The organism is Streptococcus infantis, assembly GCF_047464415.1.
Classification (GTDB): Bacteria; Bacillota; Bacilli; order Lactobacillales; family Streptococcaceae; genus Streptococcus; species Streptococcus infantis_AE.
On record NZ_JASHBX010000011.1, the window covers coordinates 20,676 to 36,137 of the forward strand.

The 15,462-nt window shown below is 41.5% G+C and carries 11 protein-coding genes; 9 read left to right on the plus strand and 2 right to left on the minus strand.

From position 1 onward, the window contains the following. Positions 1 to 556: 556 nt before the first annotated feature. The 8 genes from QM460_RS07455 to recG all read left to right on the plus strand — a co-directional run bounded on the left by QM460_RS07455 (position 557) and on the right by recG (position 10,916). A complete protein-coding gene (locus QM460_RS07455; protein WP_414289687.1) occupies positions 557 to 1,417 on the plus strand; it encodes a TPM domain-containing protein in 861 nt (286 codons plus the stop codon). 38 nt (positions 1,418 to 1,455) lie between these two features. After that, entirely contained in the window at positions 1,456 to 2,049 is a 594-nt protein-coding gene (locus QM460_RS07460; protein ID WP_000790850.1) for a LemA family protein, read from the plus strand. Between the two features lie 666 nt (positions 2,050 to 2,715). Further along, complete coding sequence (secA, locus tag QM460_RS07465) at positions 2,716 to 5,229, plus strand: preprotein translocase subunit SecA (RefSeq protein WP_414289688.1); 2,514 nt, start codon at positions 2,716 to 2,718, stop codon at positions 5,227 to 5,229. A gap of 81 nt (positions 5,230 to 5,310) precedes the next feature. Further along, complete coding sequence (locus QM460_RS07470) at positions 5,311 to 6,342, plus strand: 3-deoxy-7-phosphoheptulonate synthase (RefSeq protein WP_414289689.1); 1,032 nt, start codon at positions 5,311 to 5,313, stop codon at positions 6,340 to 6,342. Position 6,343: 1 nt separating this feature from the next. After that, positions 6,344 to 7,375, plus strand: coding sequence for a 3-deoxy-7-phosphoheptulonate synthase (locus tag QM460_RS07475; protein ID WP_075228792.1), 1,032 nt, complete (start codon positions 6,344 to 6,346; stop codon positions 7,373 to 7,375). 45 nt (positions 7,376 to 7,420) lie between these two features. After that, a complete protein-coding gene (acpS, locus tag QM460_RS07480; protein ID WP_281335636.1) occupies positions 7,421 to 7,783 on the plus strand; it encodes a holo-ACP synthase in 363 nt (120 codons plus the stop codon). Continuing rightward, complete coding sequence (alr, locus tag QM460_RS07485; RefSeq protein WP_414289690.1) at positions 7,773 to 8,876, plus strand: alanine racemase; 1,104 nt, start codon at positions 7,773 to 7,775, stop codon at positions 8,874 to 8,876. Before acpS ends, alr begins: the two co-directional genes overlap by 11 nt. Positions 8,877 to 8,900: 24 nt before the next feature. Next, a complete protein-coding gene (recG, locus tag QM460_RS07490; protein ID WP_414289691.1) occupies positions 8,901 to 10,916 on the plus strand; it encodes an ATP-dependent DNA helicase RecG in 2,016 nt (671 codons plus the stop codon). Positions 10,917 to 10,934: 18 nt separating this feature from the next. Here recG and QM460_RS07495 read toward each other — a convergent pair whose 3' ends face one another. Beyond that, positions 10,935 to 11,105: a hypothetical protein gene (locus QM460_RS07495; protein WP_045762824.1), complete on the minus strand. Its 171-nt coding sequence runs from the start codon at positions 11,103 to 11,105 to the stop codon at positions 10,935 to 10,937. Positions 11,106 to 11,489: 384 nt separating this feature from the next. On the opposite strand from QM460_RS07495, the gene glmS reads away from it, so the two are divergent. Then, the gene (gene glmS, locus QM460_RS07500; protein ID WP_060956168.1) at positions 11,490 to 13,298 is read left to right on the plus strand and encodes a glutamine--fructose-6-phosphate transaminase (isomerizing); all 1,809 of its coding nucleotides are present in this window, start codon (positions 11,490 to 11,492) and stop codon (positions 13,296 to 13,298) included. A gap of 572 nt (positions 13,299 to 13,870) precedes the next feature. On the opposite strand, the gene QM460_RS07505 is transcribed toward glmS, so the two are convergent. Beyond that, positions 13,871 to 15,355, minus strand: a complete 1,485-nt coding sequence (locus QM460_RS07505) for a DUF1846 domain-containing protein (protein ID WP_414289692.1) — start codon at positions 15,353 to 15,355, stop codon at positions 13,871 to 13,873. Positions 15,356 to 15,462: the final 107 nt, after the last annotated feature.

A 15,462-nucleotide genomic window follows, 5' to 3' on the forward strand; every position in this document is an offset into this window, starting at 1 on the left:
AGAATAGCGGAAAAAACGTTAAAAATGTTTGATCAGTAGATAAATATATCGATGACTATATTTTTTATCATATTGTAAAATAAAAATTTCTGAAAATTTTTTTATGGATCTGAAATTTTCTCCACAAGAATACAAAGACTAGTAGATTTAAGAATGTATAGACCCCGAAAGTTAAATTTTTCGGGGGTGTAGTACAGAGGAATCCCTCCTTCTCAAAGCTTCTCTTTTGTCATGAGTTACGTGGTTTGTCCTGTAATATTAAGAAATGCAAATCTTCTGAACTATAATGCCAAGCAATAATACTTGCCAACAGATCCACCCTATGTGAAATTTATCTAAGCTTGGTTCCGAGTGCTTGTGCTTGCTCCTTATAGAGGTTGCAGTCAATATGGTGGAAATTTAGACCATTTAATGCATTCTAGAGAGTCCGATTTGTCATCAAAATAACATCTTTTTCTTAGTTCGCGTCATGGATTTGTAATGAAAATGTACTTTCTTTGTAAAAATCAAAATGCTATAATTCTCTAAACAATTTTCCTTGAACAGGGAGGTTATTATGAAAAAATATAGATTGTTTAAGAATCCTTTCTTGGCGCGTCTGCTTGGATTGCTGATGGTATTTCTCTTCCTATCAGCATTCACCGCACCTGAAAAACCAGACTATGGTATCTACGATCCAAATCATTATTTGACAGAGGACACTATCACACAAATTCGTGATTTGAATGAAGCCAATAGTAAAAAGGCAGAAAAGCTTCAAGTGGGTGTCTATATCGTAGATAGTCTTGAAGGAGAAAGTATTGAAACGGTCGCTAATGAGACGGCTAGAGCCTGGAAGGTAGGTTATTCAGGAGATAATTTTGGAAGTTTGATTGTGGTAGCTGTTCAAGATCGTAAATCAAGAATTGAAACCAGTAATAATACCGTAATTAGAATAACGGACTACCAAACCAAGCAATTGTTGGCAGCCAGTCGTACAGATTTTAAAAATGGGGACTATAGTAAGGGAATTCTAGCGATTGCCAAAGGTTTGGATAATCAGTTTTATAAGGGAACTGGAACCTTTTCATCTGATGATACGTCATTTGCAGATGCTTCTGCAAAAATCAGACGTTACTCCGATAGCATCAGTGGTAAAAAATCCAGTCGAAATAGAAGTAGTTCCTCAAATGACCGTCAAAACAGTGAACCTATGGACAATATGTTTGGGGTCGGGATCATTATTTATTTCATCGTCATCTTTATTGCCATTATCAGAGGAGGTGGAAGTTCTCGTAACGATGACTCGTCTAGTGGTGGCTGGTGGATCAGTGACTCATCCGATTCGGACTCGTCTTGGTCAGACTCAGGTTCAGATTCTTCTGGTGGCTGGGACGGCGGAGGCTTTGATGGTGGAGGTTCATCTGATGATTGGTAATGTCAGTATAAAATTTAAAGAAATGAGTAGGTTTAGATATGAAAAATAAAGGAATCATTTATGTATTGAGCATTTTGCTAGCAATTATCTTGCTGGGAGGTTGCTCGGTCGTAGGTACTTATAACGGTCTTGTCTCCGAACAGACCAAGGTAGAACAAGCTCAAGCAAATGTAGCGACAGCCCTCCAACGTCGTTCAGACTTGATTGGAAATCTGGTAGAGTCTGTAAAGGGACAAATGAACCATGAGACAGAAGTCTTTACCCAGATTGCAGAAGCACGTGCAAAAATTGGGAATGGCTCTGTTACTTCAAAGGAAAACCAAGAGGCTCAAGGTGAGTTGAGTTCAGCTATTTCACGCCTGCTTGTGTTGACGGAGAACTATCCTGAGCTTAAGAGCAATCAAAATGTGGAACAACTCATGACGGAGTTGGCTGGAAGCGAAAATCGTATTTTTGTAGCCCGCAAGGATTACAACCAGGCAGCAACTGACTACAATCAAAAATTAAGAAGCTTCCCAACTGTTCTCTTTGCTAATATGATGAACTTTAAAGAAGCAGAAACCTTCAAAGAAAGCGAAGAAGCCAAGACAGCTCCAAAGGTTGACTTTAGTACTTCTACATCAAAACAGTAGACTGGTTGTTTATTTCTAAGACTTGCAAGATCTGGAAACTACTTTCCAGGTCTTTTTGCTATAATAAAAATAGGAAACAGTTTTGGAGGTGAGGAGATGGAGAAGTTGCTACAATTGCTAGTTTTAGTGCCCTATTTTTACTTTTTTAGTTGGCAAAGGAAGGTACAACCAGGAAGTAAGCACTTTTCATTCCTTTACTATTTTTACTGGATTTATTTACCTCTCATGGCCTTGTTTAGTCTAGCTTTCACTCTTTTTTCGCTAATCTTATTTAATTTTATTTTACTAGAGCCCAAGGATCTAGCTAGGTGGTTGATATGGATAGTTTTAGTCCTTTTATCCTTACTCAATGACTGGATAGTTTATACTGGTCTAAAATTTATGAAAAAACTGAAGTTGGAAAAGAAGAAGGCTAATCTTCCTTGAGAGAACTGAGGAAATTCTTGTCTAATAACTGAAGATGATTCGTTTCTCAATGCTAAGTTAAGTAGAAGTTCAAATTAGGGAAAAATGAAGCTAAGAGTAGGAATTTTAAAGGGAACTAATCTTGATGATTAGCTCTTTTTTGCTCTAAGGGAAAACGGAATATTTCTTGAAAAAATTGGGCAAATATGCTACAATAAAAAGAACATTCTAAAATATTCAGAATTTAAAGTAAGGAAAAAAATGGCAAATTTACTAAAAACAATCATCGAAAATGATAAAGGCGAACTCCGTCGCTTGGAAAAGATGGCGGACAAAGTCTTAAGATATGAAGATGAAATGGCTGCGTTAACAGACGAGCAATTGCAAGCAAAAACAGAAGAATTCAAACAACGCTATCAAAATGGTGAGACTCTTGACCAACTTTTGTATGAGGCGTTTGCTGTTGTACGCGAGGGAGCTAAGCGTGTTCTTGGTCTTTTCCCGTATAAGGTTCAGGTTATGGGGGGAATCGTTCTTCACCATGGTGACGTTCCTGAGATGCGTACTGGTGAGGGGAAAACCTTGACAGCGACTATGCCAGTATACCTTAACGCCCTTTCAGGTAAAGGTGTACACGTAGTTACGGTCAATGAGTATCTATCAGAACGTGACGCGACTGAGATGGGTGAGTTGTACTCATGGCTTGGTTTGTCAGTAGGGATTAACTTGGCAGCCAAATCTCCAATGGAGAAAAAAGAAGCTTATGAGTGTGATATCACTTATTCAACAAACTCAGAGATTGGTTTCGATTATCTTCGTGATAACATGGTCGTTCGTGCCGAAAATATGGTTCAACGTCCACTCAACTACGCCTTGGTCGATGAGGTTGACTCAATCTTGATCGACGAAGCTCGTACTCCTTTGATCGTTTCAGGGGCCAATGCAGTTGAAACCAGTCAACTCTACCATATGGCTGACCATTTTGTGAAGTCTTTGGATAAGGATGACTATATCATTGATATTCAGTCTAAGACAATTGGTCTATCTGATTCTGGTATTGACAAGGCTGAAAGCTACTTCAAACTAGAAAATCTCTACGATATCGAAAACGTAGCCTTGACTCACTTTATCGACAATGCCCTTCGTGCTAACTACATTATGATTCTTGATATTGACTATGTGGTCAGCGAAGAGCAGGAAATCTTGATTGTCGACCAATTTACCGGTCGTACTATGGAAGGTCGTCGTTATTCTGATGGTTTGCACCAAGCTATTGAAGCAAAAGAAGGTGTGCCAATCCAGGATGAAACCAAGACATCTGCCTCAATCACTTACCAAAACCTCTTCCGTATGTATAAGAAATTGTCTGGTATGACGGGTACAGGTAAGACTGAGGAAGAAGAATTCCGTGAAATTTACAACATTCGTGTTATTCCAATCCCAACAAACCGTCCGGTTCAACGTATTGACCACTCAGACCTTCTTTATGCAAGTATCGAGGCTAAGTTTAAGGCGGTTGTCGAAGACGTTAAGGCTCGTTACCAAAAGGGTCAACCTGTCTTGGTTGGTACAGTTGCTGTTGAAACCAGTGATTATATTTCTAAAAAATTGGTAGCTGCAGGTGTTCCTCACGAAGTATTGAATGCCAAGAACCACTACAAAGAAGCTCAAATCATCATGAATGCTGGCCAACGTGGTGCAGTTACAATCGCGACCAACATGGCCGGTCGTGGTACTGATATTAAGCTTGGTGAAGGTGTTCGTGAACTTGGTGGACTTTGTGTCATTGGTACAGAACGCCATGAAAGTCGTCGTATCGATAACCAGCTTCGTGGACGTTCAGGACGTCAAGGAGATCCAGGGGAGTCACAATTCTACCTTTCTCTTGAAGATGATTTGATGAAACGTTTCGGTTCAGAGCGTTTGAAGGGTGTCTTTGAACGTCTCAATATGTCAGACGAAGCAATCAAATCTCGTATGTTGACACGTCAGGTTGAGGCAGCACAAAAACGTGTTGAAGGAAACAACTACGACACACGTAAACAAGTCCTTCAATACGATGATGTCATGCGTGAGCAACGTGAGATTATCTACTCACAACGTTACGATGTCATCACTGCTGATCGCGACTTGGCTCCTGAGGTTCATGCAATGATTAAACGCACTATTAATCGTGTTGTTGATAATCATGCGCGTGCTAAACAAGATGAAAAACTAGAAGCTATCTTGAATTTTGCAAGATACAACTTGCTTCCAGAAGATTCAATTTCACTTTCAGACCTAGAAGGTTTGTCAGACCAAGCGATCAAAGATGAACTTTACCAACGTGCCTTGAAAGTCTATGATAGCCAAGTTGCTAAGCTTCGTGATGAGGAAGCTGTTAAAGAATTCCAAAAAGTCTTGATCCTACGTGTTGTAGACAACAAGTGGACAGACCATATCGATGCTCTTGATCAGTTGCGTAATGCTGTTGGTCTCCGTGGTTATGCTCAGAATAATCCAGTCGTTGAGTATCAAGCAGAAGGTTTCCGCATGTTTAATGATATGATTGGTTCCATTGAGTTTGATGTGACTCGTTTGATGATGAAAGCACAAATTCATGAACAAGAGCGTCCACAAGCAGAGCGTCATATCAGTACGACAGCAACTCGTAATATTGCTGCGCAACAGACTGAGCTTCCTGCAGATTTGGATCTTAGCCAAGTTAAGCGTAACGACTTGTGCCCATGTGGTTCTGGTAAGAAATTTAAAAACTGTCACGGTAAACGACATTAAGAATGACTAATTTTCAGGCGGATGCCTAGTGAAAAGTGAATTTTCGCTTGGCGTCCGTTTGCTTTATAAGGAGGATGAATCATGGTATTTACAGCCAAAAGCCCTAAAATTAATATTGAAGCAGTTCGTAGTTTGTCTAAATTAGAAGGACAAGCACTTGCCAATAAACAACAACGCGATCAAGAACTTGAAGCGATTATTCGTGGTGAAGATCAACGCATTTTGTTAGTGATTGGTCCGTGTTCGTCTGACAATGAAGAAGCAGTTCTTGAGTATGCTAAGCGTTTGGCAAAACTGCAAGAAGAAGTAAAAGACCGCGTCTTTATGGTCATGCGTGTCTACACTGCTAAACCACGTACTAATGGTGATGGCTATAAGGGCTTGATTCACCAACCAAATGCCAAAGAAGCACCTAGTCTCATCAATGGCATCAAGGCGGTTCGTCACCTTCATTACCGTGTTATTTCTGAAACAGGAATGACGACAGCGGATGAGATGTTGTACCCAGAAAACCTTCCTTTGGTTGATGACTTGATTTCTTATATGGCAGTTGGAGCTCGTTCGGTTGAAGACCAACAACACCGTTTTGTAGCTAGTGGAGCAGATTTTGCGACAGGTTTTAAAAATCCAACGTCTGGGAATCTCAATGTCATGTTCAACGGTATTTATGCGGCTCAAAACAAACAAAGTTTCCTTTTTCTAGGGAAAGAAGTTGAAACGACTGGAAATCCTCTATCGCATGCTATTCTCCGTGGTGCCCTCAATGAATACGGGAAAAATATTCCTAACTACTACTATGATAATTTGATGGATACCATTGCCCAGTATGAAAAGATGGGCCTTGAAAATCCATTTATCATCATTGATACCAACCATGATAACTCAGGCAAGCAGTATATGGATCAGATTCGCATCGTTCGTCAAACTTTGATTAACCGCGACTGGAATGAAAAGATTAAAAAATATGTCCGTGGTTTCATGATTGAGTCTTATCTAGAAGACGGTCGTCAAAATGAACCAGAGGTCTTTGGGAAATCTATCACTGATCCATGTCTTGGATGGGAAAATACTGAAGCTCTTGTTCGTGAAATCTACCAAAGACTAGGAGAATAGTATGGCATTTATTGAAAAAGGTCAAGAAATCGATATTGAAGCGATTAAGGCGGAAACACAGCTGTCTGCAGAAGCCTTGCAACATAAGGAAAGCCGAGACCAAGAACTGGCTGATATTCTATCTGGTAAGGATGACCGTATTCTTTTGGTCATTGGTCCTTGTTCGTCTGACAATGAAGAAGCAGTGCTTGAGTATGCTCGCCGTTTAGCAGACTTGCAGAAGAAAGTTGCGGATAAGATTTTCATGGTCATGCGTGTTTACACAGCTAAACCTCGTACCAATGGAGATGGCTACAAGGGCTTGGTTCATCAGCCAGATACTTCTAAAGCGCCAAGTTTGATTAATGGTTTGCAGGCTGTTCGTCAACTTCATTATCGAGTTATTACAGAAACTGGATTGACTACAGCAGATGAAATGCTTTATCCATCCAATCTAGTCTTGGTTGACGACTTGGTAAGCTACCATGCCGTAGGTGCACGTTCAGTAGAAGATCAGGAACATCGTTTTGTAGCTTCAGGGATTGATGCACCAGTGGGTATGAAAAATCCAACCTCTGGAAATCTGTCTGTTATGTTTAATGCCATCTATGCTGCACAAAACAAGCAAACATTTCTTTACCATGGACAAGAAGTTGAAACTTCAGGGAATCCCCTAGCTCACGTTATCCTTCGTGGAGCTATGAATGAATATGGGAAAAATGAACCAAACTTCTACTATGAAACTCTCTTAAATGCTATCGGGCGTTATGAGTCTATGGGGCTTGAAAATCCCTTTATCATGATTGATACCAACCATGATAATTCAGGGAAGCAATATATGGAGCAAGTTCGAATTGTTCGTCAAGCTCTGCTCAATCGTGACTGGAATGAAAAGATTAAGAAAACAGTTCGAGGTTTCATGATTGAATCCTACTTGGCAGATGGTCGCCAAAATCAACCAGAAATCTTTGGTTGTTCCATTACAGACCCATGTCTAGGATGGGAAAATACAGTTGCCTTGGTAGAAGAAATCTATACTACCTTAACAAAATAAGTGAAAAGGATGGAGTTGGGGGTATCTCAACTCCTTTTGACGAAAATGATAGTTGGACACGGAATTGATATTGAAGCATTAGCTTCCATTCAAAATGCAGTTGAAAAAAGAGAAGGATTTGCACGGCGTGTCTTGACAGACAAGGAAATGGAGCGCTTTGCCAGTCTCAAAGGTCGTAGACAAATCGAGTATTTGGCTGGGCGTTGGTCAGCAAAAGAGGCTTTCTCAAAGGCTATGGGAACGGGAATTGGGAAATTAGGTTTTCAGGACTTGGAAGTTTTGAACAATGAAAGAGGGGCTCCCTACTTCAGCAAATCCCCATTTTCAGGAAAAGTGTGGCTATCGATCAGCCATACAGATCAGTTTGTGACAGCTAGTGTTATTTTGGAGGAAGATTATGAAAACTAGTCCACATAGACCAACCAAGGCCCTCATCGATCTAGGTGCTATCCGCTACAATATCCAACAAATGGGAGAGCACATTCCTAAAGATACTCTTAAATGGGCGGTTGTGAAAGCCAATGCCTACGGACACGGAGCGGTAGCTGTTGCAACAGCTATTCAGGATGATGTTGACGGCTTTTGCGTTTCTAATATCGATGAAGCCATCGAGCTTCGTCGGACAGGAATTTCTAAGAAGATTCTTATTTTGGGAGTATCTGAGGTTGAATCTCTTTCATTGGCCAAGGACTTTGATATTACCTTGACAGTGGCTGGATTGGAATGGATTGAGAATCTCCTTGCTACTGATTCAGATTTATCAGGCTTAACCGTTCACCTTAAAATTGATTCAGGTATGGGACGAATTGGTTTTAGAAGTGCAAGCGAGGCGGCACAAGCCCAAGCTTTACTTAAGGAACATGGAGCAAATGTTGAGGGAATATTTACCCACTTTGCAACTGCTGATGAAGAATCGGATAGCTACTTTAAGCAACAGTTAGAGCGTTTCAAGGGAATACTTGCAGGCTTGCAAGATGTCCCAGAACTAGTCCATGCTAGTAACTCCGCAACGACTCTATGGCATGCGGAAACTATTTTCAATGCGGTTCGTATGGGAGATTCCATGTATGGTCTCAATCCAAGCGGACAAGTTTTGGAATTGCCTTATGAACTAAAACCTGCTTTGACCTTGGAAACAGCCATCGTTCATATCAAAACAGTAGAGGTTGGTGCTTGTATGGGTTACGGAGCAACTTATCAAGCAGACGGTGAGCAAGTCATTGCAACGGTACCGATAGGTTATGCAGATGGTTGGACACGAGATATGCAGAATTTCTCAGTTCTAGTGGATGGACAATTGTGCCCTATCGTAGGGCGGGTATCCATGGACCAAATCACGGTTCGTTTACCTAAGCTGTATCCATTAGGTACCAAGGTAACCTTGATTGGTGCAGACGGTGATCAAGAAATTACTGCAACAGATGTAGCGGTTTACCGAGGAACCATCAATTATGAGGTAGTTTGTCTCCTCAGTGATCGAATTCCGAGAGAATATCATTAAAAGAGAGAAGGAAAGGAGAGGAGCATGAATTTACATCAACCCTTGCATGTCTTGCCTGGAGTGGGACCAAAGTCAGCAGAGAAATATGCCAAACTAGGAATTGAAAACCTGCAAGATCTCTTGCTCTACTTTCCTTTCCGTTATGAAGATTTTAAGACCAAGCAGGTGCTAGAGCTAGAAGACGGTGAAAAGGCTGTCCTATCTGGTCAGGTGGTGACGCCAGCTAGTGTTCAGTATTATGGTTTTAAGCGCAATCGTCTACGCTTTAGTCTCAAGCAGGGAGAAGTTGTGTTTGCAGTGAACTTCTTTAACCAACCCTACCTGGCTGACAAGATCGAGCTAGGAGCGACTCTGGCTGTCTTTGGAAAGTGGGATCGCGCCAAGGCTAGTCTCACAGGGATGAAGGTTTTAGCCCAAGTGGAGGACGACCTTCAACCTGTCTATCGTCTCGCACAAGGTGTCAGTCAAGCAAGCCTTGTTAAAGTCATTAAAACTGCCTTTGATCAGGGCCTAGATCTATTGATAGAGGAAAATCTCCCCCAAACTTTGCTCGATAAATACAAACTCATGTCTCGCTGTCAGGCTGTTCGTGCCATGCATTTCCCTAAGGATTTGGCAGAATACAAGCAGGCTCTCCGTCGAATCAAGTTTGAGGAACTTTTCTATTTCCAAATGCAATTACAGACCCTCAAGTCTGAGAATAAGATTCACGGAAGTGGTCTGGTCCTGAATTGGTCGCAAGAAAAACTAACTGCGGTTAAAGAAAATTTGCCTTTTGCTTTGACGCAAGCCCAAGAAAAGAGCCTGCAAGAAATCCTGGCAGATATGAAGTCGGACCATCACATGAATCGACTCTTGCAAGGGGATGTCGGTAGTGGGAAGACAGTGGTTGCGGGTCTAGCGATGTACGCAGCCGTAATGGCTGGTTATCAGGCTGCCCTCATGGTTCCAACAGAGATTCTTGCAGAGCAGCATTTTGAAAGTCTAGAAAGTCTCTTTCCTGATTTGAAACTGGCTCTCTTAACAGGTTCATTAAAAGCTGCAGAAAAACGCATGGTTTTAGAGACCATTGCCAAGGGCGAGGTCGATGTGATTGTTGGAACTCATGCTCTGATTCAAGATGGGGTAGACTATGCTAAACTCGGTTTGATTATCATCGACGAGCAACACCGTTTTGGTGTGGGACAAAGACGTATTTTACGTGAAAAAGGAGAAAATCCAGATGTCCTCATGATGACGGCGACTCCGATTCCACGAACCTTAGCCATCACCGCCTTTGGAGATATGGATGTTTCCATTATTGACCAGATGCCTGCTGGGCGCAAACCAATCGTAACTCGCTGGATCAAGCATGAGCAATTACCACAGGTCCTGACTTGGTTGGAAGGAGAAATTCAAAAAGGGTCTCAAGCCTATGTCATTTCGCCCTTGATTGAAGAATCTGAAGCCCTGGACCTAAAAAATGCTATTGCTTTATCGGAAGAATTGACGGCTCATTTTGTAGGAAAAGCAAAAGTTGCTCTCTTACACGGTAAGATGAAGAGCGATGAAAAAGACCAGATTATGCAGGAGTTCAAAGAGAGAAAGACAGATATTCTGGTTTCGACAACGGTTATCGAAGTCGGGGTCAATGTGCCAAATGCGACGGTTATGATTATCATGGATGCTGATCGCTTTGGTCTTAGTCAACTTCATCAGCTCAGAGGGCGTGTAGGTCGTGGGGACAAGCAGTCCTACGCAGTTCTCGTTGCCAATCCTAAGACTGACTCTGGAAAAGATCGCATGCGCATCATGACGGAAACGACTAATGGATTTGTCCTTGCAGAGGAAGATTTGAAAATGCGTGGTTCGGGTGAGATTTTTGGAACCAGACAGTCAGGTCTACCAGAGTTTCAAGTAGCTGATATTATCGAAGATTTTCCGATTCTTGAAGAAGCACGTAAGGTAGCTAGTTATATCAGCTCACTGTCTAACTGGCAGGAGGACCCAGAGTGGCATATGATTGCTCTAAATCTAGAAAAGAAAGAACATTTAGATTAATTCTCTTCAAAAATCTCTTCAAACCACGTCAACGTCGCCTTGCCGTATATGTAGGATACTGACTACGTCAGTTCCATCTACAACCTCAAAACAGTGTTTTGAGCTAACTTCGTCAGTTCTATCCACAACCTCAAAACGGTGTTTTGAGCAACCTGCGGCTAGCTTCCTAGTTTGCTCTTTGATTTTCATTGAGTATAAGCTTTCTCTAAGAAAATCTTAAGTTTGCTTTTAGGGTTATTGTCTATACTAGGGTCATCAAAAAGAAACGAGGACTCTCACATGACAATGACGATTAAAGTAAATTATCAAAAAACCTTTCAAGAAGTAGTGGAAGCAGAAAAGGTTGCTACAAAATAGTAGTTATTAAGGGCGATAGAGCCCTTTTTAAATACTTGCTTTAGGCAAAATATGATAGATTTTTAGTAGATAGAATCGGCAGAATCACGCTATACCAATTTTTATTCTTGACAAGTAAAAGAAACAAGTATATACTGTTTTTGCTGATTCTGCAAATCGAGAATTAGACTATACCAATTTAAGGGGAAAGCACAGCTTGTCTGTGTCGTATATACTATGTGTGGAATTGTTGGTGTTGTTGGAAACACAAATGCAACTGATATTTTGATTCAAGGGCTTGAAAAGCTCGAATACCGTGGTTATGATTCTGCGGGAATTTTTGTCCTAGGTGGTGCTGAAAACCATTTGGTGAAGGCTGTTGGTCGTATTGCAGAATTGTCTGCTAAAACTGCTGGCGTTGAGGGGACAACTGGTATTGGACATACTCGTTGGGCCACTCACGGTAAACCAACAGAAGACAATGCTCACCCACATCGCTCTGAGACAGGACGTTTTGTATTGGTCCACAATGGGGTGATTGAGAACTACCTTGAAATCAAGGAAGACTACCTTGCAGGTCACCACTTCAAGGGACAAACAGATACAGAAATCGCTGTACACTTGATTGGAAAATTTGTTGAAGAAGACGGCATGTCAGTACTTGAAGCCTTCAAAAAAGCTCTTCACATTATCCGTGGTTCTTATGCCTTTGCCTTGGTTGACTCACAAGATCCTGAAGTCATCTATGTAGCTAAGAATAAATCACCACTTTTGATTGGTCTTGGAGATGGTTACAACATGGTCTGCTCAGATGCTATGGCTATGATTCGTGAAACTAACCAATACATGGAGATCCATGACCAAGAGTTGGTGATTGTGACGGCAGATGGCGTTGAAGTGCAAGACTATGATGGCAACAGTCGTGAGCGTGCTAGCTACACTGCAGAGCTCGACTTGTCAGATATCGGTAAGGGAACTTACCCTTACTACATGCTTAAAGAAATCGATGAGCAACCAACAGTGATGCGTAAGTTGATCCAAGCCTATACAGATGAGGCTGGTCAAGTAGTGGTGGACCCTGCTATCATCAAGGCTGTTCAAGACTCAGACCGCATCTACATTCTAGCAGCTGGGACTTCTTACCACGCAGGATTTGCTTCTAAGAAAATGTTGGAAGAATTGACAGATACGCCAGTTGAACTTGGTATCTCATCTGAGTGGGGCTACGGTATGCCACTACTCAGCAAGAAACCACTCTTCATCTTTATCAGCCAATCTGGTGAAACAGCTGATAGCCGTCAGGTTTTGGTCAAGGCCAATGAAATGGGAATTCCAAGCTTGACAGTGACAAATGTGCCAGGATCAACTCTGTCACGTGAAGCCAACCATACTATGTTGCTTCACGCAGGTCCTGAAATTGCCGTTGCTTCAACCAAGGCATATACTGCGCAAATCGCAGCTCTTGCCTTCCTTGCGAAAGCGGTCGGTGAAGCAAATGGCAATGAAAAAGCCAAAGCTTTCGATTTGGTTCACGAATTGTCTATCGTGGCTCAGTCTATCGAATCAACTCTCTCAGAAAAAGAATTGATTGATAGCAAGGTTCGTGATCTTCTTGAAACAACACGTAACGCCTTTTATATCGGACGTGGTCAAGATTACTATGTAGCCATGGAAGCCAGTCTCAAACTCAAAGAGATTTCTTATATCCAATGTGAAGGTTTTGCGGCTGGAGAGCTCAAGCACGGAACTATTGCTTTGATTGAAGAAGGAACGCCTGTATTGGCCCTCTTGTCAGATCCGGTTCTTGCTAATCACACTCGCGGAAATATCCAAGAAGTGGCAGCGCGTGGCGCTAAGGTCCTCACTATCGCAGAAGAAAATGTTGCCAAAGATACAGACGACATCGTTCTTACGACCGTACACCCTTACCTCTCACCAATCTCAATGGTCGTACCAACACAATTGGTCGCTTACTTTGCAACTCTACACCGTGGACTTGATGTGGACAAACCACGTAACCTTGCTAAGTCAGTAACGGTAGAATAAACCCAAAGTTTAAATCATAAGCAAAAGTGAACAAAATAGTTTTCTGGAAATCAGAATGCTATCTTGTTCACTTTTTTGTATACTTAATGAAAATCAATGACCAAACTAGTTCTCTTGTGTAGATGTCTCCAAGCATCGCTTTGAGGTTCTAGATAAGAGTGACGAAGTCAGTCTGATTACACCAATTTGATATTGTAGAGAAAACGGATCAAGACCTCAGCCAAGGTAGTTCAAGTCAAGATTGAAGAGGATTGATTCATACTCTTCGAAAATCTCTTCAAACCGCGTCAACGTCGCCTTGCCGTATATATGTTACTGACTTCGTCAGTTCTATCTACAACCTCAAAGCAGTGCTTTGAGCAACCTGCGGCTAGTTTGCTCTTTGATTTTCATTGAGTATCACTCCTTTTAAGAATTCATGAGAAATAAATCTAAACTTAAATGTTATCCCAGTTTCTATTAAAACTAGAATTCTTTTTGAAAGCTATGCTTGTGAAAGGCTGGAAAGCTATAAAAAAACTCTAAGAGCTGGACGATAAGGATCCAACTCTTAGAGGAGTGAGTGTCGTATTTTACTTGCGATATAAACGATCGTATTGGTAGTAAGGATCAAAGGTTACATTGATTCCTAGTTTGCGAAGAACATTTTTGTCTTCGTCTGTTAGGATAATCGTAGAGTGAGCTTCGCTTCCTTTGAGGTTTCCGAGTTCTTTCATGGCACGATCTGCATCAGGATTCTGCATAGCTGTGATTGCAAGTGCGATAAGGATTTCATTTGAGTGGAGTCGAGGGTTACGGCTACCCAAGTGATTGATTTTCAAACCTTGAATTGGTTTCACCACTTCTGGTTCAATTAATTTTGTTTCAGCATCGATGTTAGCTGACTTCTTGATTGCATTGATCAATGCAGCCGCTGTGGGACCAAAGAGTTCTGAGTTCTTACCAGTAACGATTTCACCAGAAGGTAATTCAAGAGCTAGAGCAGGTCCGCCTGTTTCTTCTGCTTTTTGACGTGCGGCAACAGCAACCTTTCTATCAGCTGGTGTGATACCTAGGTCATTCATGAGAAGCTCAATCTTCTTCACAGCAGTTTCTCCAACCTTCTCAGCTTTGAAGTCAAGAACTGTCTGGTAATAGCGACGGATAATTTCCTGTTTAGATGCTTCAATGGCAGCGTCGTTATCAGTGATTACAAAGCCAACCATGTTGACACCCATGTCAGTTGGAGATGCATAAGGAGACTCACCCAAGATACGTTCCAGCATACGCTTAAGAACAGGGAAAATTTCAATGTCGCGGTTGTAGTTGACTGTGGTTTCTCCATAAGTTTGGAGATGGAATGGGTCAATCATGTTGACATCATCTAGGTCTGCTGTAGCAGCTTCATAAGCCAAGTTGACTGGGTGATGAAGTGGGAGATTCCAAACTGGGAAGGTTTCAAATTTGGCATAACCAGACTTGATACCATTGATTTGGTCGTGGTACATGTTAGACATACAAGTTGCCAACTTACCTGAACCAGGCCCAGGAGCAGTCACGACAATCAAGTTACGACTAGTTTTGATATAGTCGTTTTTCCCCATACCTTCAGGAGAAATGATGTGATCCATATCTGTCGGATACCCCTTGATAGGGTAGTGGAGATAAGAGTCGATACCATTTTTCTCTAATTGATTACGGAAGGCATCAGCTGCCGGTTGGCCTGCATATTGAGTAATGACGACTGAACCAACAAAGATACCAAGTTCATTGAATTTATCGATCAAACGAAGCACTTCTTGGTCATAAGAAATTCCCAAGTCTCCACGAGCTTTTGAGTGCTCGATATTGCTAGCGTTGATGGCAATCACAACCTCGACCTGTTCCTTTAACTCTTGCAAGAGTTTGATTTTGTTATCTGGTTCATATCCAGGAAGGACACGAGCAGCGTGGAAATCTTCTAACATTTTACCACCAAACTCCAAGTAGAGTTTGCCGTCAAATTGGTTGATGCGTTCCAAGATATGGTCGCGTTGTAGATTTAAGTATTGTTCAGAACTAAAAGCTTGTTTTTTCATTTTTTTACCTCTGACCTCTATTATATAAAAAAAATGGAAGATAAGAAACAACGGAGGTTCGAAATAAGGAAAAAGATTAAAGCAAACGCTTGCATAAAATTAAGAAA

Coding starts and splice junctions, on each gene's coding strand:
- QM460_RS07455 (WP_414289687.1), top strand. CDS start 557: ATGAAAAAATATAGATTGTTTAAGAATCCTTTCTTGGCGCGTCTGCTT.
- QM460_RS07460 (WP_000790850.1), top strand. CDS start 1,456: ATGAAAAATAAAGGAATCATTTATGTATTGAGCATTTTGCTAGCAATT.
- secA (WP_414289688.1), top strand. CDS start 2,716: ATGGCAAATTTACTAAAAACAATCATCGAAAATGATAAAGGCGAACTC.
- QM460_RS07470 (WP_414289689.1), top strand. CDS start 5,311: ATGGTATTTACAGCCAAAAGCCCTAAAATTAATATTGAAGCAGTTCGT.
- QM460_RS07475 (WP_075228792.1), top strand. CDS start 6,344: ATGGCATTTATTGAAAAAGGTCAAGAAATCGATATTGAAGCGATTAAG.
- acpS (WP_281335636.1), top strand. CDS start 7,421: ATGATAGTTGGACACGGAATTGATATTGAAGCATTAGCTTCCATTCAA.
- alr (WP_414289690.1), top strand. CDS start 7,773: ATGAAAACTAGTCCACATAGACCAACCAAGGCCCTCATCGATCTAGGT.
- recG (WP_414289691.1), top strand. CDS start 8,901: ATGAATTTACATCAACCCTTGCATGTCTTGCCTGGAGTGGGACCAAAG.
- QM460_RS07495 (WP_045762824.1), bottom strand. CDS start 11,105: ATGAAAATCAAAGAGCAAACTAGGAAGCTAGCCGCAGGTTGCTCAAAA.
- glmS (WP_060956168.1), top strand. CDS start 11,490: ATGTGTGGAATTGTTGGTGTTGTTGGAAACACAAATGCAACTGATATT.
- QM460_RS07505 (WP_414289692.1), bottom strand. CDS start 15,355: ATGAAAAAACAAGCTTTTAGTTCTGAACAATACTTAAATCTACAACGC.